This window comes from Salinicola aestuarinus (genome assembly GCF_003206645.1).
Lineage (GTDB): Bacteria > Pseudomonadota > Gammaproteobacteria > Pseudomonadales > Halomonadaceae > Salinicola > Salinicola aestuarinus.
The window spans coordinates 228991-249751 of the sequence record NZ_PZJP01000017.1 but is presented as its reverse complement, the minus strand read 5'-3'; the positions used below and the strand labels follow the sequence as shown (position 1 = coordinate 249751).

The following is a 20761-nucleotide window of genomic DNA, read 5'->3' as shown; positions in this document are numbered from 1 at the left end:
GCGTGCCCCCTGTGATGTCGGCCCGCCCCCCGGTATGATGGCGGGTCGAAGAGGATGGCCCGCCGCCGGTGGGCCAGACATTGATCGCCGCGTAGCCGTGTGGAATGGAAAGCCATCGGTTCGTGGCAGTCGATTGGGCCATACCACGCCCGAGCGCGCCGAGGGGGTTGACCGTTTGAGTGCCAAGAGTCCGGCCAAGAAGAGCCGTCGTTCATCCGTACAGGCCAAGGAGCAGGCGCGGCGTGTCATCATGCAACTGCAGGGTGTCACTCGCGAGGGCGTCGTCATCGCGCTTCTCGCTGTCTGTGTTTTCCTGCTGCTGGCACTGTTCAGCTACAGCCCGGTCGATCCCGGCTGGTCCCACAGCGGCCCCGATCAATCCGTCTCCAACTGGATGGGGCGAATCGGGGCCTGGCTGTCAGATGTTCTCTACTCGCTGTTCGGGGCGAGCGCCCTCTGGTGGCCAGGTATGTTCGGTCTTGGTGCCTGGCGCATCATGCGCCAGCACCAGGTTCAGATCGCCTGGGATCCCGTAGCGCTTGCCGTGCATTCGGGCGGGCTGATGCTCCTGCTGATGAGCACCACGACGCTCGGCGATCTGCACTTCTACAATCCTGCCAGCGACCTGCCCAATCAGGCCGGGGGCATTCTCGGTAAAGGCATTGCCGCCGCGCTCAGCGCGGTAGCCGGTGTGCACGGTGCGACACTGATCGCCATTGCCGCCTTCCTGTCCGGCTTTACCCTATTTACCAGCATGTCGTGGCTCACCGTCATGGATGAGCTCGGCCGCTCCATGAATCGGCTCTTTCACTGGTCGCGTACCCAGCTTGCGACCAAGCGCGACCAGCGCCGAGCAGAGCGCGAAGCGGCCGCCGTCGACAGGCATCGTGTCGACGAAGGCACCGCCGATCATTGTGACCCTGAGCAAGCGGATACCGAGGCTCCGCGCGCTCGCTGGTGGTCACGCTTTTTACCGGGGAACCGGGCGCCCGATCTCGAGCAGTGGGAGGGGCAAGCGCCCCGACGCGAGCCGGGCCTCGACGGTGACGCGGACGAAACTGCCGAGGAAGTGTCTGCCTGGCGCCACGATGATCGTACCGACATCCCCTGGGACGTACCTGCGAAGACGCCATCCGCCAAGCGGCCGGAGGCGGCCTATGCCAGCCGTCAGCAGCGCGACGAAGCCCGCGAGCCGACGCTGGGCAATCTCTCTGGCGAGCCCGCATCTCGCGACGGCGTAGGTGCTGGTGGGGCTCAGGACGCCGCCGGCTCCCCCACGGCGAATCGTGGGGTCGATGCGCCGAGGCCTTTTCATCCGCAATCGTCCTCGGCCACCGCCGAGCCCGAAACGATGCGAGCGAGCGAGCGCCGCGAACCGCAGCCGGCAACGCACGAGGGGTCAGACCGCTCACTGTCAGCCGAGCGTGACGCGGGAGAGCGTGACGCGGGTGAGCGTGACGCGGGTGAGCGAAAGGCGGGTGAGGCTGACGAGGGAGAGCGAGATGCCTTTCGCGCCGACGTCACGCGGCGGCGCATTCCGGATGCGTTTCAGTCGTCGAGTGACGCTGAGCCCGCCGATGACCGCGCGGCTCACGTCGCAGAAGTGAGTCGCGGTGACATGCCGTCGGAGACGGCAGCGCCCTGGCAGATTCGCGCCGAGCGTGACGATGTCGAGGAGACTCGATACCGGTCTTCCCCGGTCGAACCGGAGAAAGAGCGCGCCGACGACCGCCGCCCGGCCGGCGTTGGGCCTCGCGTGTCGCGTGAAGAGCCCTTCTTGGGTGACGGCGATCGCCCCTCGGAGAGGTCAGCCGGTGACACCGACACCGAACGACTCTCGCGGCGGGAGCCCGCAGCCGACTGGCAGCCGGCGTCCACGCCGTCACACGACAGCGAGCACGACGCGCCCGAGCCGCGGTTCGATTCGTCACCCGATAGGGCGGCGGGCGATAGCGCAGGAACCCCGGCCGACGCCGAGTCAACGACGAGCCCGTCCCGGTACGCCGAAGACGCGTCGCTGACGGATCATCCGCCGACTATCCGCTGGGACGATGCGGAAATCGTCGAACCTGCTCGATCGGCGGCGAGCGCGGCCGGTGCGGCAGCGGCATCATCTGTGGGATCAAGGCGCGAGCCGATGCTGGGCTCTGAGGCGCCGTCATTCGCGTCGCATGACGAGGCGCCCGACGAGTCCGAACTCTCACGCCGCGGTCCCGAGCCCGCGTTCGTTGACAGTGGCCTCGTCGCCGGTCGTGCCGAGCCGTCATTCGGCGAGCGGACACTGCCGCCGACGCCCGAGCCGGCGGCCGAGGCCCGCCGTGAGCATGAGAGCCCTGCGCCCCGAGACGACGGCGATGCAGTCTCTGGCGTCGAGGGGCCCCAGTCCCCCGCCGCCGAGCCCTTGGTCGGATCGCGGCAAGCCGACGTTGCGGCGCGCGTTGAGGCGTCACCCATGCCCGAGCCCTCGATCGCGAGCGCGTCACAGGCTCGGGCGGCGGCCGAGGATCAGCCCACGCTCTGGACCGTCGAGCATCTACAGAGTCAGCGTCCAGTGATGGACGACCTGCCGGAGCCGAGCGGCGAGCTGCCCTCGGTGCGCCTGACCACGCCCGCCGATCCCGAGCAGCCCAACTACACGCCCGAACAGCTCTCCGATATGGCCGAGCTGCTCGAGATGCGTCTGCGCGAATACGGGGTCAAGGCCGAGGTCGTCGACACCTGGCCGGGCCCGGTCATCACGCGCTTCGAAATTAAACCGGCGGCCGGGGTCAAGGTCTCCAAGATCAGCAATCTGGCCAAGGATCTGGCGCGCTCGCTGATGGTGAAGAGCGTGCGTGTGGTCGAGATTATTCCCGGCAAGCCGACTGTCGGTATCGAGATTCCCAATCCCAATCGGGCGATGATCCGAATCCGTCAGGTTCTCGAGTCCAGCGTCTATCAGGACGCCGACTCGCCGGTCACCCTGGCGCTGGGGCAGGACATCGGCGGCAAGCCGGTGGTGGCCAATCTCAACAAGATGCCGCACCTGCTGGTGGCCGGCACGACGGGCTCGGGCAAGTCGGTGGGTATCAACACCATGCTGGTGTCGATGCTGCTCAAGGCGACGCCCGACGAAGTCCGTATGATCATGGTCGACCCCAAGATGCTCGAGCTGTCGGTCTACGACGGCATTCCGCATCTGTTGGCGCCGGTCGTCACTGACATGAAAGAGGCGGCCAACGCGCTGCGCTGGTGTGTCGCCGAGATGGAGCGACGCTACAAGCTGATGGCGGCGATGGGCGTACGTAACCTCGCGGGTTTCAATGCCAAGCTCGATGAAGCCGAACGCCACGGGGCTCAGGTCCAGGACCCGCTATGGGAGCCGCAGCCGTGGGAGATGCATGAGCAGCCGCCGACGCTGACAAAGCTGCCCTACATCGTGGTGGTGATCGACGAGTTCGCCGACATGTTCATGATCGTCGGCAAGAAGGTCGAAGAGCTCATCGCTCGTCTGGCGCAGAAAGCCCGAGCGGCGGGTATCCACCTGATTCTCGCGACCCAGCGGCCCTCGGTCGACGTCGTCACCGGCCTGATCAAGGCCAATATTCCGACGCGGATGGCGTTCCAGGTCTCTTCCAAGATCGACTCCCGCACCATTCTCGACCAGGGCGGTGCGGAGAACCTGCTGGGCCACGGCGATATGCTCTATCTGCCTTCCGGCGCCGGCATGCCGCAGCGCGTTCATGGCGCCTTTGTCGACGACGATGAGGTTCATCGTATCGTCGAGGACTGGAAGCGCCGCGGCGAGCCCGAGTACATCGAGGAGATCCTCTCCGGCGGCGTCTCGGCGGATGCCCTGGCGGGGCTGGAGGCCGACGGAAGCAGCGACGGCGACGATGCCGAGCAGGATGCGCTCTACGACGAGGCGGTGCAGTTCGTGACCGAGTCGCGCCGCGCGTCGATCTCTGCCGTGCAGCGTCGCTTCAAGATCGGCTACAACCGCGCCGCGCGTCTGGTCGAAGCGATGGAGCAGGCCGGCGTGGTTTCCTCGATGGGCAACAATGGCTCACGTGAGGTTCTCGCCCCCCCGCCCGTTGGCAACTAAGTGGGACGACGACGGTCGTCGGGTTAAACCCGGCGGCCGTTTTGCTGTCCAACGATGACGACGTGTAACGACCAGGCGGGATGTCTGGCGTTCGACGCATGGGATCACCACAAGGAAGAGATAGGCGGATGATGAAAAAACTCGCAACGCTCGGCGCCATTGCGCTCGCCCCGTTGGCCGCAGTCTCGACGGCGCAAGCCGATCCGGCCTCCGCTGATCGATTGACCCAACTGCTCGAGCCGCTGGAGAGCTACTCCGCTGACTTCGAACAGCAGATCCTGGACGCCTCCGGTTCGAGCCTGCAGGACACCAGCGGCCACATGTGGCTGTCTCGTCCAGGCCATTTTCGCTGGGCGGTGAATGAGCCCTATCGCCAGCTGGTCATCTCCGACGGCCGCGAAGTGACGCTCTATGACCCCGATCTCGAGCAGGTCACCATCCAGCCGCTGGACGAGCGAGTGACTCATACCCCCGCGTTGCTGCTGTCGGGTAGCGCCTCGGAGCTCTCGCAGAACTACGAGGTGTCACGCCAGCAGCAGGGCGCCAGCGAAACCTTCACCCTCGAACCCAAGGCGAACGATACGCTGTTCGAGCAGTTGAAGCTTACGTTCTTCAGCGAGTCCCTCGATACGCTGCAGATGACCGACAGTACCGGCCAACGCACGGCAATCGACTTCGACAACGCGGAAACCAACGTCGATATCGACCCGGCGCAGTTCCAGTTCGAGATTCCCGAGGGGGCCGACGTGATTCGCGAGCAGGCCCCCGCCGCGCCGTAAGCGGTTCCCAATCCGACGCCGCCTGACGCTTGCCGAACCCCGCCCTATGGCGGGGTTCGGCGTTTCAAAGGGTGAGGTTGTTCGGCGTTGACGACCGAAGCCGGTATCACGTCGCGCCGTCGGCCTGGCGGTCCAGCTCTTCACGCCACGCCTTGATCTCGCGGAAGCGTTTCTCCTGACCGAATTCGCTGGGTTCGAAGAACGCGGTTCTGGGAAGCTCGGCCGGCCAGCAGTCGTGTCGGCTGCCGGCAGGGTAGCCTTCGGGCTCGGCATGAGCGTAGCGATATCCCTCACCGTAGCCGAGCGACGCCATGAGTGTCGTCGGGGCGTTGCGCAGGTACACCGGCACTTCGAGATCGGGATGCTCTGCCGCGAACGCCTTGGCCCGACTCCAGGCCTGATCGATACGGTTGCTCTTGGGCGCCGTGGCGAGGTGGATCGCCGCGTGGGCGATGGCGCGCTGCCCTTCGTAATCGCCCAGGCGCAGATAGGCATCCCAGGCGGCAATCACCAACGGCAGCGCACGCGGGTCGGCATTGCCGACGTCCTCGGAGGCGATCGCCGCCAGGCGTCTGACGATGTCCAGCGGATCGCCGCCGCCGCTGATGAACTGCGCAATGTAGAGCAGGGCGGCGTCGGTTCGCGAAGAACGAATCGACTTGTGAATGGCGGAGAGCAGGTCGTAGTAGTGCTCCCCCTGCTTATCGAATGCCGCGCCCTGATGGCCGATCACCTCGGCCACGGCGTCACGCTCCAGTCGCTCGCCATCGCCGTCACTGATGGCAAAGTCACAGGCGGTTTCCAAAAGCCCCAGCGCCCGTCGGGCATCCCCCGAAGCGGCCCGTGCGAGAATCGAGAGGGCCTCCTCGCTGGCGTGAATGCGGCGTTTACCGAGGCCGTGGGTCTCGTCCGCCAGGGCGCGCTTGAGTACTGTCGTCAGCTCCCATTCGTCGAGCGACTTCAGCACGTAGACCCGCGCTCGCGAGAGCAGCGCCGAGTTGACCTCGAACGACGGGTTTTCGGTCGTCGCGCCGATCAGCGTGAGCAGCCCGGATTCCACGTGGGGCAGCAGGGCGTCCTGCTGGCTCTTGTTGAGGCGATGGATCTCGTCGAGAAACAGCAACGTCTGGCGCTCACGAGAGAGCGCCTCGCGGGCGCGTTCGACCACCGCGCGAATCTCCTTCACCCCCGCCATGACGGCCGAGAGCTGTTCGAGGCGGGTCCCCGACGTCTCGGCGAGAATTTCCGCCAGCGTCGTCTTGCCGACGCCGGGCGGCCCCCAGAGAATCATCGAGCGGACGCTGGCGGTTTCCGCCATGCGTCGCAGCGGTTTGTCAGGGCCGACCAGCGCCTGCTGGCCGATGTACTCCTCGAGGCGTCGCGGGCGCATGCGGAAGGCGAGCGGAGCGGTGTCGTTCGAGGTTGCGGCGAAAAGATCCATGGGTATCTTCCAGGCGAGCTGTCGGCGGTAAAGCGAGTACATTTCGCTACAGCCAATGAGACATTAGACGTAGGGCGTTTGGCGAAAAACCCGCTAGGGTATGAAATTCTAGCGGCTGACCCGAGGCGCGCCCAATGCCTGTCAGGTGTCATAGGCGTCGGCGGGGCAAACTACCCAGTCTCGCGGCACCGACTAAACTAGGCCGAGGGGTGGAAGTAGTTATCGCGCGCTGCGCGACCCCCGCGACGATGCCCGCTGGCATCGCCACTGCACGGACAGGAGAATCCCATGCCCATGCTCACCCAACTGCGCCAGGATCATGCCAACATGGCACGCCTGCTGCACGTGCTTCAGTTGAAGTACAAGACGCTGGCTGACGGCGATCGCCCGAACTTTCGCCTGATTCGGGAAGTCGTGGACTACATACTCGACTACATGAACGGCTTCACCGTGCCGCTTGAGCGGATCTGCAGCGATCAGCTCGCCGGCAAGGCCCCGGAAGCCGAGTCACTCAGTGAACGTCTGACCCAGGATTATCAGCATCTCCACGAGCAGCTCATGCGACTATCCCAGGACATCGACATGATTCTGATGGACGGGGTGATGCCGATGGACAAGTTCGCCGAGGATCTCAAAAGCTATCTTGGCTCACATCGCGCCTACCTTCGTGCCGAGCGCGAGAAGCTCTTCCCGCTGATTCGCGAGCATTTCGACGAGGACGACCTGAAGAAACTGGCCAGCGAAATGCCCGAGAATGCCGAATCCGAGTTGGCCCGTCTGCAGGAAGCCTATCCCGAACTCTACACCGAGTTTCGCGACGCCCCGTCGCCCCTGAGCTCCTGACAGTTCATTCACGGAGGCGGTCGGCGTCGACCGTCTCCGTTCCGCGACCGGTAGCCCGGTTGCCGGCGTCTGATGTTATCGCTTCCCGATTTTCCCGCGCGCTGCGCGCTGTCGCCTGATTCGTCCCGAGACGGTGGGTGGCCGCGACGACTTGTGATCGCCCCTGCGCCGCTGTGAGGCTTTGCGTAGAATGGACGCCGTTCAGCGCGAGGAGAGAGCATGGATCGGCTGCAGGCAATGCAGATTTTTCGCACCGTGGTCGAGGCGGGGAGCCTGGCCGGCGGCGCGCGTCGACTGGGCGTGTCCAATGCCATGGTCAGCAAGCAGATCGCTCGGCTCGAGCAGGCCCTTGGCGTGCGCCTGCTGGTGCGTACCACCCGGCGTCTTCAGCTGACCGCCGAGGGTGAGCACTATCTCACGGCGGGCGGGCGGTTACTGGATGAATGGCAGGAGCTCGAGGCAGGGCTTGGCGAGCGTCGCGGCGAAATTCGCGGGCGCCTGCGTCTTTCCGCGCCGATGGATTTCGGCGTTCGCGCACTGATGGGGGCGCTGCAGGCCTTCGAGCAGGCCCATCCGGCGGTGACTTTGGACCTGGTGCTGGAGGACCGTCACGTCGATCCCCAGGCGGAGGATTTCGATCTGGTCGTGCGTATCGGCGAGCGCAAGGATTCGAGCCTGATCGCGCGGCCGTTGATGCAGATGCCCGTCCATGTCTACGCCTCCCCCGATTACCTGCGTCGCCACGGGACGCCGCAGCACCCCTACGAGCTCAAGCAGCACCGCTGCTTCACCTACACGCTGTCGCCGCAGGGGTCGCACTGGGGGTTTCTCATCGACGGCCGAGTCGAGCGGCTGCGTCTGCCGATGACGCTGGCGTGCAACAACGGCCGTGCGCTGATCGAAGCCGCGGTGCTCGGCATGGGGCTGACGCGGGAGCCTGAATTTCTCGGCGAGCCCGAGGTGGCGGCAGGGCGGCTGGTGCGGCTGCTCGAAGCGTTCGAACTGCCGCCGCTGGAGGTTCACCTGCTCTACGCGGAACGCGCCTACATGCCGGCGAGGCTGCGGGCGCTGATCGACTCGCTGCTGAGCTATTTCGATAGTGCCGGGGCCGCTTCCCTGGCCGGCCCGGCGCATGCGCGCACGCTCGGGGTGACGGGTGATCCTCAGCCATGATGCGCCAGCCGGATGCCCTGATTTTCGACTCCGGTGTCGGCGGACTGTCGATCCACGCCGAGATTCGCCGCAGCCAGCCGCAGCGGACGCTCGACTACGTCTGCGACAACGCGGCACTGCCCTACGGCACCAAGCCGGCCGACTGGCTCACCCAGCGAATCGTGTCGGTCTGTCTTGCGGCCTGTGAACGTCTTCGGCCCCGCGCGTTGGTGATTGCCTGCAACACGGCAAGCACGTTGGCGCTCGGCCCCCTGCGTGAGGCCTTGAGGATTCCCGTCATCGGCACCGTGCCGGCGATCAAGACGGCGGCAGCGGTCAGCCGCTCGCGCTGCATCGGGCTGCTCGCCACCAGCGCCACTCTCGAGCGGGGTTATATCGATCGGCTCATTGCCGGTTTCGCCAGCGACTGCCGCGTGCTGCGCGTGGCCGCGGACTCACTGGTGCTGGAAGCCGAGCGGCGCCTCGCCGGGGAAGCGGCGAGCCAGCAGACGCTGGTCGAGGCGCTGGCACCGTTGCGTGAGGCGAGCGAACTCGACGCCGTCGTGCTCGGCTGCACCCACTTTCCCCTGCTTCGCCAGGCGCTGGCGGCAGAACTGCCATGGGGAGTGCGCTGGATCGACTCCGGCGCCGCCATCGCAAGGCGGCTCGCTGCCGTCCTCGATAGTGACGAGCCGCCCGGCGCCTCGGCGACTGCCAGATCCGGCTGTAGCCTGGCTACCTGGCCGGAGGCGCCAGAGCTTGCGAGGGTGCTGGCCCGGTTCGGTCTCGCCGCCCCCGAGCGGCTAGAAGCGGCGCCGGCGGTCTTGCAGCACCCATCATGGAATTCGTTATCCGTTTCCGCATCACCGATTGTCCAAGGAGAATAGCGTGGTCATCACCACCATCGACCCGTCGCGCTACGCGGCTCAGCTCGACGCCAAGCGCCAGCGGATCGAAGCGCAGTTTGCGGCCTTCGAGCCCCCAGAGCTCGAAGTCTTCGCCTCACCCGCTGCGCACTACCGTATGCGGGCCGAATTTCGCCTCTGGCATGAGGGCGACGATCTTTTCTATGCCATGTTCGAGCCCGACCACGAGGCGCCGCGCCATCGTGGCAAGGTCGCCCAGCGCATCGTGCGACTCGACACCTTTCCCGTTGCCAGCGAACGCATCAACGCCCTGATGCCGGCGCTGCTCGATGCCATTCGTGATGACCCGCTGATGCGGTACAAGCTCTTCCAGGTCGAGTTCCTCACCACGCTGAGCGGCGAGGCCCTGGTGACGCTGATCTATCACAAAGCGCTCGACGAGGCCTGGGAGGCGCGCGCTCGCGAGCTGCAGGAGACGCTCGGGGTGTCGCTGATCGGTCGCTCGCGCAAGCAGCGCCTGGTCCTCGCCCGCGATCACGTGTGGGAGCGACTCGAGGTCGACGGTCGCGAGTTCGTCTACCAGCAGGTCGAGAACAGCTTCACCCAGCCGAACGCCGAGATCTGCCGCGCCATGCTCGGCTGGGCGCGAGACGTGACCCGCGATAGCGAGGGGGATCTGGTCGAGCTCTACTGTGGCAATGGCAACTTCACCATCGCCCTTGCCGAGAACTTCAGGCGCGTCGTGGCCACCGAGATTTCGCGGACCTCAGTGGCCTCCGCTCAGGCGAACATCGAGGCCAATGGGCTCGACAACGTGCACGTCGCGCGGATGTCGGCGGAGGAGTTCACCCAGGCGCTCAGCGGCGAGAAGAGTGGTCGTCGAGTGGCCGCGATGGGACTCGATACGTGTGATTTCTCCACCGTGCTGGTGGACCCGCCGAGGGCGGGGCTCGACCGCGAGAGCTGCGAGCCGCTGATGCAGTACGAACGTATCGTCTATATTTCCTGCAACCCGGATACGCTGGCGCGCAATCTGGCGCAGCTTGGCGAGACGCATCGCATCCAACGCATGGCGCTGTTTGACCAGTTCCCCTGGACCGACCACTGTGAGTGCGGGGTGCTGCTGGAACGCCGGCCCACGAACTGAACTTGTCAATCGCCATCGCTACCGAACGAAGGCGGCGGCGATGCAGAACCGACATGCGCCATGACGAAGCCATTAGTTGGGTGTGGCGCTAGGCAGCGCTGGCGTAATCTTCGCGCAGGCGAGTCGCGACCCGGCGGGCAGATGTCTTGTCCGGGCGCGGCTCGCCAATAATCTGGTGGCCGCTTTTTCTGACGGCCGGTGTCAGCCGAGGTGATAGATGCAACATGTCGCGATCGAGGAAAAAACGGAATTTCTTGAGCAGCTACGGGAGAAGCTGGCTCAGCGGCTGCCCGAGGAGAAGGTCAATCGAATAGCCGCGTTCGCCAGGGACCTCTATGCGACGGCGCCCTTCGACGAGGCCGCAGAGCGTCAGCTCGAGGATATTTACGGCGCGACGCTGGCCGCCTGGCACTTCATGCGCACTTTCGACCCCAACGAGGCCAAGGTGCGCATCTTCAATCCCAACTTCGAAGAGCACGGCTGGCAGTCGCCTCATACCGTCGTGGCGGTACTTCATGAAGACATGCCGTTTCTGGTCGACTCCGTGCGCATGGAGCTCAACCGCCGCGGCCTGACCCTGCACGCGATTCATAATGCGGTGCTGGCGGTGGAGCGCGACGCGCGTCATCACGTTGAGCGTATCACCGGCATCCGCGCCAGCGACGCGCCGGAGGCACGCGAGTCGATCATTCTGATCGAGGTCGACCGGCATACCGATCAGACCATGCTTGGCGAACTCGAGCAGAGTCTGCACGAAGTGCTGCGGGACGTGCGCATCGCCGTGACGGATTTCGATCCGATGCGCGAGCGCATGCGGGGGGTTATCGCGGAACTGCGTGAGCGCTCGACGCCGGCAGTGCCGGCAGCGGACCAGGAAGAGACCATTGCTTTCCTGGAATGGCTGCTCGACGAGCATTTCACCTATCTTGGCTATGTCGAGAGCCGCTATGTCGGCGAGGGGGGCGCGGCCCGGCGCGAGAGCGTAGAAGACAGCGAGCTGGGTGTGCTCAAGCTCGACGCGCCGCGCTATACCGAATCGGTGGCGTTCGAGGCCGACGAAGCCGCCGGCACCCAGCCTGCGCTGCTGCGCTTTGCCAAGAGCGCCTGGCATGCCCGGGTTCACCGTCCCACCTATCCCGACCACATTGCAGTGGTGCGCTACGACAGCAACGGCAAGGCAGTCGGTGAGTGGCGCTTCTTCGGGCTCTTCACCTCACTGGTCTATAACGAATCGCCGCGTAGCGTGCCGGTGCTGCGGCGCAAGGTCGAGGCGGTGATTGACATCGCCGGCGTCAACCCGAAGGGCCACAACGGCAAGCTGCTGCTGCAGATTCTCGAGGTGCACCCGCGCGACGATCTGTTCCAGAGCACCACCGACGAGCTGGCGGAGACGGCCTTCGGGATTCTCAATATCCGTGAACGTCGTCGCGTGCGGTTGTTCGTGCGCACGGACCGCGCCGGGCAGTTCTACTCCTGCCTGGTGTTCGTCCCGCGTGACATCTTCTCCACCGATCTCCGTCTGCGCATTCAGGATCTGCTCTGCCAGGAGCTCGACGCCACCTTCGCCGACTTCAATCCGTATCTCTCGGAGTCGGTGCTGGCGAGAATCCAGTTCACGCTGCGCTTCAAGGGGGATGCCCCGGTCGCGTTCGATTGCCGCGCCCTGGAGAAAAAGGTCATCGGGCTGACGCGCAACTGGCGCGAGGATCTGCATGGGGCGTTGATCGAGACGCTGGGCGAAGAGGCGGGCAACCGTCAGCTCCAGGTTTTCCGCGATGCCTTCCCCGGTGGCTATCGCGATGACTTTTCGGCGCGCACCGGGGCGAACGATATTCGTTACCTGCAGGCGCTCGATGAAGGCGCGCCGATCGGCGTTAGCCTCTACCACATGGCCGAGCGGTCGGCGGGCAGCGTCAACCTCAAGCTCTACCATCTCGAGACACCGATTCCGCTCTCCGACATGCTGCCGGTGCTCGAGAACCTGGGCCTGCGCGTGATCAGCGAGCGCCCCTATCGCATCGCCACTGACGGCCAGGCGTACTGGATCCACGACTTCACCTTCGAGTATCGCGGGACCGAAGAGGTCGATCTTGGCGAGATGCGCGACAACTTCATCGACGCTTTCACCCGTATCTGGGTCGCCGACGCCGAGAACGACGTCTACAACCGGCTGATCATCGGCGCTGGCCTTGACTGGCGTCAGGTGGCGGTACTGCGTGCGTACGCCCGTTACCTCAAGCAGCTACGCATCGGTCTATCGCAGGTCTACATTGCCAATACCCTGGCGACCTATACCGACATCACCCGCGGCCTCATCGAGCTGTTCGAGCAGCGTTTCGTCCCACAGGCCCCGGCCGATCGCGATGCGGCGTGTGACAAGATCATCGAATCGCTCAACGGTCAGCTCGACAAGGTTGCAAGCCTCAATGACGACCTGCTGCTGCGCCGCTACGTCGACCTGATTCAGGCGACCGTGCGCACCAATTTCTTCCAGCCGCAGGCCGACGGCAGCCCCAAGGCGTATATCTCGTTCAAGCTCGAGCCCAGCAAGGTGCCGGGCATGCCCAAGCCGCGGCCGATGTTCGAGGTGTTCGTCTACTCGCCGCGCATGGAGGGCGTGCATCTGCGTGGCGGCAAGGTCGCTCGCGGTGGCCTGCGCTGGTCGGACCGCAACGAGGACTTCCGTACTGAAATCCTGGGGCTGATGAAGGCGCAGCAGGTGAAGAACTCGGTCATTGTCCCGGTGGGGGCGAAGGGCGGCTTCATCTGCAAGCGCATGCCGGAGACTGCGGACCGGGATGCCATCCAGGCCGAAGGCATCGAGTGCTACCGCATCCTGATTCGCGGGCTGCTGGATATCAGCGATAACCTCGACGGCACCACCGTCGTCGCGCCGCAGTCCGTGGTGCGCCACGATCCGGACGACCCCTACCTGGTGGTGGCGGCGGACAAGGGCACGGCGACCTTCTCGGACTACGCCAACGCCATTTCGATCGAGTATGGCTTCTGGTTGCGCGATGCCTTCGCCTCCGGCGGCGCTCAGGGCTATGACCACAAGGGCATGGCGATCACGGCTCGCGGTGCCTGGGAGTCGGTGAAGCGTCACTTCCGTGAGATGGGCATCAATACCCAGAAGGACGAATTCACGGTGCTGGGGATCGGCGACATGGCCGGCGACGTCTTCGGCAACGGGATGCTCCTCTCCGACAAGATTCGTCTGCTGGGGGCCTTCAACCATCGCCACATCTTCGTCGACCCGACCCCCGACGCCGCGGCCTCGTTCACCGAGCGCCAGCGACTCTTCGAACAGCCGCGCTCGAGCTGGTCGGACTATGACGAGAGCGTGATCTCGGAGGGCGGCGGTATCTTCGAGCGCAGTGCCAAGTCGATCGCGATCTCGCCGGCGATGAAAGAGGTCTTCGGCATCCAGGCCGACAAGCTCGCGCCCAACGATCTGATCAACGCGATGCTCAAGTCGAGGATCGATCTGCTCTGGAACGGCGGCATCGGTACTTACGTCAAGGCCTCCACCGAGAGTCATGTCGACGTCGGCGACAAGGCCAACGACGGACTGCGAATCGATGGCCGCGAGCTGCAGTGCCGAGTGGTCGGCGAGGGCGGTAACCTGGGTCTGACCCAACGCGGCCGAATGGAAGCCGCCGCCCGCGGCGTGCGGGTGAATACCGACTTCATCGACAACGCCGGCGGGGTCAACTGCTCGGATCACGAGGTCAACATCAAGATCCTGCTCGACGATATCGTCCAGCGTGGCGACATGACCGAGAAACAGCGCAATGAGCTGCTCGGCGAGATGACCGACGAGGTCGGGGATCTGGTGGTGCGCGACAACTATCGCCAGACTCAGGCGCTGTCGCTGGCCGAGCTGCAGTCGCAGGAAGGGTTGGGGCCGTATCGACGTTTCATCAACGAGCTCGAAGCGGCCGGCAGCCTCGACCGTGAACTCGAGTTCCTCCCCAGCGACGAACAGTTGATCGAGCGCAGCAACAACGAGGGCGGGCTGACAATGCCTGAACTCAGCGTGTTGATCTCTTACGCCAAGAGCACGCTGAAGAGCGACCTGATCGCCGCCGAGCTGCCTGACGATCCGCAGCTTCAGCAGCATGTGACGCGCGCCTTCCCGGGGACGCTTGCGGAGCGCTACCCGCAGGATCTCTACCAGCACCGGCTCAAGCAGGAGATCGTGGCGACCCAGTTGGCCAACAACCTGGTCGATCACATGGGGGTGACTTTCATTCGACAGCTGCGCGACTCCACGGGCGCCAGTCGAGTGGAGATCGCCCAGGCCTACGTCATCGCCCGCGACAGCTTCGGCCTTGAGCGCCTTTGGGAGCGGATCGAGGCGCTGGACTACAAGGTCGACAGCCAGGTCCAGTACCGCATGATGCTCGACCTGATGCGGCTGCTGCGACGTGCGACGCGCTGGTTCATCCGCCATCGCGGCTCGCTCAGCATCAAGGAGTGCGTCGATCAGTTCGGCCCGCAGCTCGTCCAGATTCAGGAGGACGTCGGCAATCGTCTCCAGGGTGACGAGCGCGAGGCCTGGATCGAGCGACGCGACGCGCTGATCGAAGCCGGCGTGCCGCAGGCGACCGCCGCCGTGGTGGCCGCCGCCCCGAGCCTGTATGCCGGACTCGGCATCATTCAGGCAGCCAGAGCCAGCGGCGAGAAGCTCCAGCGCGTTGCCGAGGTGTACTACACCGTGGGTGAGCGTCTGGACCTGCCGTGGATGATGCAGCAGCTCAACGGTCTCGAGGTGCGAGACGGCTGGCAGGCGCAGGCGCGGGAAACGTTCCGTGACGATCTGGATCGCCAGCAGCTGGCGCTGACGGTCAAGGTGCTCGGCATGTCCGAGGCACCGCGAGAGGTCGAGAAGCGGGTCGAGCGCTGGGAACAGCAGAATGCCGTGCTGTTCGAGCGGTGGAACGCGCTGCTGGCGGAGATCAATACCGGCACCCAGGTGAGCTTCGCCCTGGCCGCCGTGGCGATCCGGGAGCTGGTCGATCTTGCCGAAAGCGAGAGTGACGGATAAGGTTGCCCGAGCCCGACGAGGCGATCGCGCCTCGTCAATGCGGCGCGGCGATCCTGCCGTGCCCCTTTTGACCGACGCGTGCCGTTGCCTGAACAGGTGCCGGCACGCGTCCTCGTTACGCGGGAAGCGACGCGATCGTCGCGAACGTAGAGAGGCCCCATGAAGCAGCGCGTATTCACTACTCTCGTCCTGAGCTTGACCCTTGCCGGTATCGGCTCGCAGGCGAACGCCCAGAGCGAAGCACTCAAGGACGCTCAGGAAGCCGCCAGTCAGGTCGACCTCACTCAGTTCTTCAAATCGAGCAATGACGCTCGTAGCCAAAGTTTCTTTTTTGGCGGCATGTATCAGCATCCGTTCACCGTCGACACCGCGGGCCGCTATCGCTTCTCCAGCTCGACCATGCCGGGTGAGTCGGAGGACTACAAAATTCGCGCCACGCTGGTCGATGGCAACGGTAACGTGGTCGCCAAGGACAGCGGTATGGGCTACTCCGGCGGGCTGGTGATGGAGGAGTCGCTGGAGCCGGGTAGCTACACCATTCAAGTGTCGGGGCAGAAATTCGGCACGACCAAGACCGGTGGCAACAGCTATAACATCAATGTCGCTCAGCTCGACGCCGAAGGCCGTGTGCTCGACGCCGACGAGAGCAGCGTCGATGACGGTGGCGGCATCATGTTTGGCGGCGCGTCGCCTTCCGGTCGAACGACGGCCTTCGTCGATGAAAACGATCAGGTCGCGACGCTGAGCGCTCCCGGTCGTGGCGGTGACGAAGCGGCCACCGCCGGCAGTGGCCGGATGATGGCCGAGGATGGTGATGCCACGCATGCACCGTCCAACACCGGTGTGTCGGCCAAGCCGCCAGCAACACCCGATACGCAGGCGGCGGCGATCGACGAGCCGCTCGCCGAGAAGGCCGTCGAATCGGCATCCGGTTCGGGCTCGCGCGAAGAGCCGGCGATGCCCGACGGTTTTGACGAGATCGTTGCCGATATCCTGATTCGCGAGGAGGGCGTCGTGCTGAGCTTCAACGTGGCCGAGGCGGGCACGGTATCGGTGACCAGTTCGACCTTCCCGGGTAACGAAGGCACCTATCGTCTGCAGGCACGGATCCTCGACGACAGCGGTGAGGTCGTCGCCAGCGATGAGGGCTCGATGGCTCTGGGCGATTTCGATATCGAAACCGTACTTCCGTCAGGCCAGTATCAGGTCTGGGTGAAGGGCCAGCGTTTCGGCTCGGCGATGAATGGCGCCAACAACTACACCCTGCGTGTCCAGCAGCTCAATACGCAGTAACCCGCCAGACGTTCCGCACGCGTGACATCGACCCGGCACCCCAGGTGCCGGGTCTTTTCGTTGGCGCAGCGGTGACGCCGACTCGTCCGCGGGTGAGCCGTTGAGGTATACTCCTACGCCGCTGATCCCCAATGGTCCGGACTGCCGGTCGTATTGCCCTCCCACCGTCGCCGACGAGAAATTCTCATGTACCCCGTCGCTCGCTCCCTGCTGTTTCGTCTCGACCCCGAGACCGCCCATCGCCTGACGCTTACCGGCCTCGACGCCGCGCACCGGCTGCGCCTCGCCGGTCGGTTCGGCGGGCGGTTCGAGAGCGGGGCGCCGGTAGAGACGATGGGGCTGTCGTTTGCCAATCGCGTCGGTCTGGCGGCGGGGCTCGACAAGAACGCCGACCATCTCGATGCGCTGGGTGCACTCGGCTTCGGCTTCGTCGAGGTCGGCACGGTCACGCCCAAGGCGCAGCAGGGCAATCCGCGGCCGCGGCTTTTTCGGCTGACCGGGCCGCAGGCGATCATCAATCGGATGGGATTCAACAATGCCGGTGTCGATCATCTGGTCGCCAACGTGCGTCGAAGTCGCTATGCCGGTGTCATCGGGATCAATATCGGCAAGAACCTCACGACGCCGGTGGAGCGAGCGGTCGATGACTACGTCACCTGTCTGCAGCGGGCACACGCGGCCGCGCACTACATCACCGTCAACGTCTCGTCGCCGAATACCCCGGGGCTCCGGAGTCTACAGTTCGGCGAGCATCTGGATTCGCTGCTCGGTGCGCTCAAACAGGAGGCGACCCGGCTCGACGCTGCCAATGGTCGGCGTGTCCCGCTGGCAGTGAAAATCGCCCCGGACATGAGCCGGGACGAGATCGGCCTGGTCGCCGCCGCGCTGAAGGCCAACGCCATCGATGGCGTGATCGCCACCAACACGACCATCGCGCGGGAGAACGTCGTGGGCACGCCGCATGCGCATGAGGCCGGTGGGCTCTCGGGAGCGCCGCTGTTTGCCACTTCCACGGCGGTGGTCAGAGAGCTTCGCCGGCTGCTGCCTGACATGCCGATCATCGGTGCGGGCGGTATCGACAGCGGCGTTCGTGCCAGTGAGAAGTGTCAGGCCGGCGCGGACCTGGTCCAGCTCTACACCGGGTTCATCTATCGGGGACCGGAGCTGGTGGGCGAATGTGTCGAAGCGACTCGCCGAACCGACGACTTCGATAGCGCTGCGCTCTGATCGCGAACGGTCGCTAAGGCCACGGCTTTTCGTTGATGCCAACGATCGCCAGGTCGGGCCGCGTCGCTGGTAACGAAAAGGCCCGCCGATGTGGCGGGCCTCGATAGGGCACGAGCGGTGACGTAGCGTCTCGTGCCACTGCTGGATTCGATGACGTTGTGAACGATGTCGAAAACGGTGTCAGGTCATGACCGCGGGATTTTTATGAATCCCGGAGACCCCCGTCATCCCAGACCACTGATCGCCGCGGCCTTCGCGCCAGCCGCTCATCCAGTTTTCGCGCAGATTGATCTCCTGGCTAGGGCAATCGTCGCGTGAGCGACCGGCCACCCCCGCTTTATAGCCGTGCAGATATGCCCGCTGATTGCGATCACGTTTCTGTCGTTTCATCGTATGGCCTCTTGTCAAAACCACTACATCTGCGTTGGGACAGCACGACCCACAGTACGCCCGGGGGCATCGACAAGTGGGCCGTCCGCGGAACGTCCGGACAAGCATCACGCATGCGTTTTACCGTAGCTACGAGTGTTAGCTTTAGCCGAAACGATAACCAGTGTCGATAGGCGGTTTGGCATAACGCCGATCCAAATTTGTACTCATAGGAATATGACCGTCCGACGACGGTCCGATGACGCCATCATGAAAGACGATAACTCGCTGTTGAGTCTCTATATCACCTGTCCGTGGAGCGTCGAGGCGCTGCTGGCAGACGAGGTCACCGAACTGGGGGCACAGATACAAAAAATTACGGTCGCCGGTGTGCACGTCACCGCGGACCGGGCCACGGCGTATCGGATCTGTCTCTGGTCGCGCCTGGCCAATCGCGTCGTCATGACGCTCGGCCGCATCGCGGGTTGTGACGAGCCTCCGGCAATCGTCGAGGCGGTCAGAGGGCTCGATTGGGCCGGTCTGCTGCATGACGACCAGACCCTTGCGGTCGATTTCCACGGTCACTCCGCCGCTATCCGTCACACGCGGTTCGGTGCCCAGGTGGTCAAGGACGGCGTGGTCGAGGCGATGCAGCTGGCCGGGCGAAAGCGCCCCTCGGTGGCGCCCAAGGACGCCGACGTTCGGGTCTATGCGCATCTGCACCGTGGGCAGCTGTTGGTAGGGATCGACCTGGTGGGGGCGAGCCTGCACCAGCGTGGCTATCGGCGCGATGCCGGCCACGCCCCGCTGAAGGAAAATCTGGCCGCAGCACTACTGGTGCGCGCCGATTGGCCCGAGCGGGCGAAGCGCGGTGAATCTCTCGTCGACCCGATGTGCGGTGCCGGAACGCTGTTGATCGAGGCGGCGATGATGGCCACCGACACCGCGCCCCAGCTCGCTCGCGAGCAGTTCGGCTTCGAGCGCCTGGGCGACTTCGACGCCGAGTGCTGGCGTGAGCTTGCGCAGGAGGCCCGGGCGCGGGCGTCGCTCGGTCGTCGGCGCATCACGGCTCGCCTGTTTGGCTTCGATCAAAGCCCGCAGGCCATCGCCGCGGCGCGCAGCAACGCCATGCGTGCGGGGATCCCGGCACTGATCGATTTCGAGGGCGGCTCGGTGCAGGCGCTGGCGCGACCGCCCGAGGCCGCCGACGTCGGGCTTGTGGTCACCAATCCCCCCTACGGCGAACGCCTCGGCGAGCTGCCGGAACTGGTGGCGCTCTACGGCAAGCTCGGCGAGCGTCTGAAACGTGAGTTCGGCGGGTGGACGCTGGCGCTGTTTACCGGCAATCCGGATCTCGGTCATCGCCTGGGGCTGCGCGCCCACCGTCAGTACGCATTCAAGAACGGGCCGCTGGACTGCAAGCTGCTGCTTGCCGACGTTGCCGCGCGGGCGGCAACCGCGCAAACCGAGCCTGCGACGGCGGACGTCGCCGAGCCATCGATCGCCGAGAATCAGACCGCATCGGCCGGCACTGCCTCGACCGCCGATCCCGGCGAGGCGCTGAGTGAGGGCGCGCGGATGTTCGCCAACCGTCTTCAGAAGAACCGCAAGCGGCTCGCCAAATGGTTGAAGCGTTCCGGAGAATCCTGCTATCGACTGTATGACGCTGACATGCCGGAGTACGCTCTGGCGATCGATGTCTATGGTCATCAGATCCATGTTCAGGAGTACGCAGCGCCGAAATCGGTCGACGCGAGCCGTGCCCAGCGACGGTTGCTCGACGCGCTGAGTGCGATTCCGGTGGTGCTCGACGTACGCCCCGAGCAGATCCACTACAAGCAGCGCGAGCGCCAGAGCGGCAAGGCGCAGTATGAAAAGCAGGGCGATAGCCACCAGCGGTTCGTGGTTAAAGAGGGGGCCGCGTCGCTGTGGGTCAATCTGGTCGACTACCTCGATACCGGGCTCTTTCTCGACCATCGGCCAGTGCGGCGAATGCTGGGTGAAAAAGCCAGCGGCAAGCGCTTTCTCAATCTGTTCTGCTACACCGGTACGGCGACGGTTCATGCGGCCCTTGGCGGCGCGACCGAGAGCGTCAGCGTCGATCTATCGAATACCTATCTGGAGTGGGCGCGGGACAATTTCACACTCAATCAGCTGGCGCCGAGCCGACACCGGGTGGTGCGCGACGACTGTTTCCGCTGGTTGGAAACCGCGAGTGCTACCTTCGATCTGATCTTTCTCGATCCGCCGACCTTCTCCAACTCCAAGAAGATGGATGGCACCCTCGACGTGCAGCGCGACCATGCTCGGTTGATCGAGCTTGCGATGGCGCGGCTGGCGCCGGGGGGAGAGCTGATCTTCTCTAACAATCAGCAGCGCTTTCGCCTCGATCCGGCGCTCGAGGCGGCATTCGAGGTCGAGGAGATTACTCGGCAAACCTTCGATCCCGACTTCACGCGGCGCACCAACCTTCATCACTGCTTCCGGTTGACGCATCGCGTGTGAGGCAT

11 protein-coding genes and 2 pseudogenes are annotated in these 20761 nt (G+C 64.8%); 11 read left to right on the top strand and 2 right to left on the bottom strand.

Translation table 11 applies throughout. The features are described from left to right. Positions 1-34: 34 nt before the first annotated feature. From DOM41_RS17990 to lolA, 3 genes and pseudogenes are all read left to right on the top strand, one after another. Positions 35-775, top strand: a pseudogene (locus tag DOM41_RS17990) (DNA translocase FtsK 4TM domain-containing protein); the annotation flags it as partial. Between the two features lie 1734 nt (positions 776-2509). Further along, positions 2510-4084: pseudogene (locus DOM41_RS17985) on the top strand (DNA translocase FtsK); the annotation flags it as partial. A 128-nt stretch (positions 4085-4212) separates the two neighbouring features. After that, entirely contained in the window at positions 4213-4863 is a 651-nt protein-coding gene (lolA, locus tag DOM41_RS16500) for an outer membrane lipoprotein periplasmic chaperone LolA (RefSeq protein WP_425353274.1), read from the top strand. A 106-nt stretch (positions 4864-4969) separates the two neighbouring features. Here lolA and DOM41_RS16495 read toward each other — a convergent pair whose 3' ends face one another. Continuing rightward, positions 4970-6304, bottom strand: coding sequence for a replication-associated recombination protein A (locus tag DOM41_RS16495; protein WP_110687934.1), 1335 nt, complete (start codon positions 6302-6304; stop codon positions 4970-4972). Positions 6305-6598: 294 nt separating this feature from the next. Between DOM41_RS16495 and DOM41_RS16490 the strand changes: the two genes are divergently transcribed. The 7 genes from DOM41_RS16490 to DOM41_RS16460 all read left to right on the top strand — a co-directional run bounded on the left by DOM41_RS16490 (position 6599) and on the right by DOM41_RS16460 (position 17882). Next, entirely contained in the window at positions 6599-7147 is a 549-nt protein-coding gene (locus tag DOM41_RS16490) for a hemerythrin domain-containing protein (RefSeq protein WP_110688055.1), read from the top strand. Between the two features lie 219 nt (positions 7148-7366). After that, the gene (locus DOM41_RS16485; RefSeq protein ID WP_110687933.1) at positions 7367-8320 is read left to right on the top strand and encodes a LysR family transcriptional regulator; all 954 of its coding nucleotides are present in this window, start codon (positions 7367-7369) and stop codon (positions 8318-8320) included. After that, positions 8317-9186, top strand: coding sequence for a glutamate racemase (gene murI, locus DOM41_RS16480; protein WP_342588160.1), 870 nt, complete (start codon positions 8317-8319; stop codon positions 9184-9186). The genes DOM41_RS16485 and murI overlap by 4 nt, the downstream gene beginning before the upstream one ends. A gap of 1 nt (position 9187) precedes the next feature. After that, positions 9188-10312 carry a tRNA (uridine(54)-C5)-methyltransferase TrmA gene (gene trmA / locus DOM41_RS16475; protein WP_110687932.1) on the top strand — a complete coding sequence of 375 codons (1125 nt, stop codon included), beginning with the start codon at positions 9188-9190 and terminating at the stop codon, positions 10310-10312. A 217-nt stretch (positions 10313-10529) separates the two neighbouring features. After that, complete coding sequence (locus DOM41_RS16470) at positions 10530-15362, top strand: NAD-glutamate dehydrogenase (RefSeq protein ID WP_110687931.1); 4833 nt, start codon at positions 10530-10532, stop codon at positions 15360-15362. A gap of 159 nt (positions 15363-15521) precedes the next feature. After that, positions 15522-16655: a hypothetical protein gene (locus tag DOM41_RS16465; RefSeq protein ID WP_110687930.1), complete on the top strand. Its 1134-nt coding sequence runs from the start codon at positions 15522-15524 to the stop codon at positions 16653-16655. A gap of 186 nt (positions 16656-16841) precedes the next feature. Then, complete coding sequence (locus DOM41_RS16460) at positions 16842-17882, top strand: quinone-dependent dihydroorotate dehydrogenase (protein WP_110687929.1); 1041 nt, start codon at positions 16842-16844, stop codon at positions 17880-17882. Positions 17883-18062: 180 nt separating this feature from the next. Here DOM41_RS16460 and rmf read toward each other — a convergent pair whose 3' ends face one another. Further along, entirely contained in the window at positions 18063-18272 is a 210-nt protein-coding gene (gene rmf, locus DOM41_RS16455; RefSeq protein WP_110687928.1) for a ribosome modulation factor, read from the bottom strand. Between the two features lie 249 nt (positions 18273-18521). Between rmf and rlmKL the strand changes: the two genes are divergently transcribed. Continuing rightward, on the top strand, positions 18522-20756 hold the full coding sequence (gene rlmKL / locus DOM41_RS16450) for a bifunctional 23S rRNA (guanine(2069)-N(7))-methyltransferase RlmK/23S rRNA (guanine(2445)-N(2))-methyltransferase RlmL (protein WP_110688053.1): 2235 nt from the start codon (positions 18522-18524) through the stop codon (positions 20754-20756). Positions 20757-20761 lie beyond the last annotated feature (5 nt).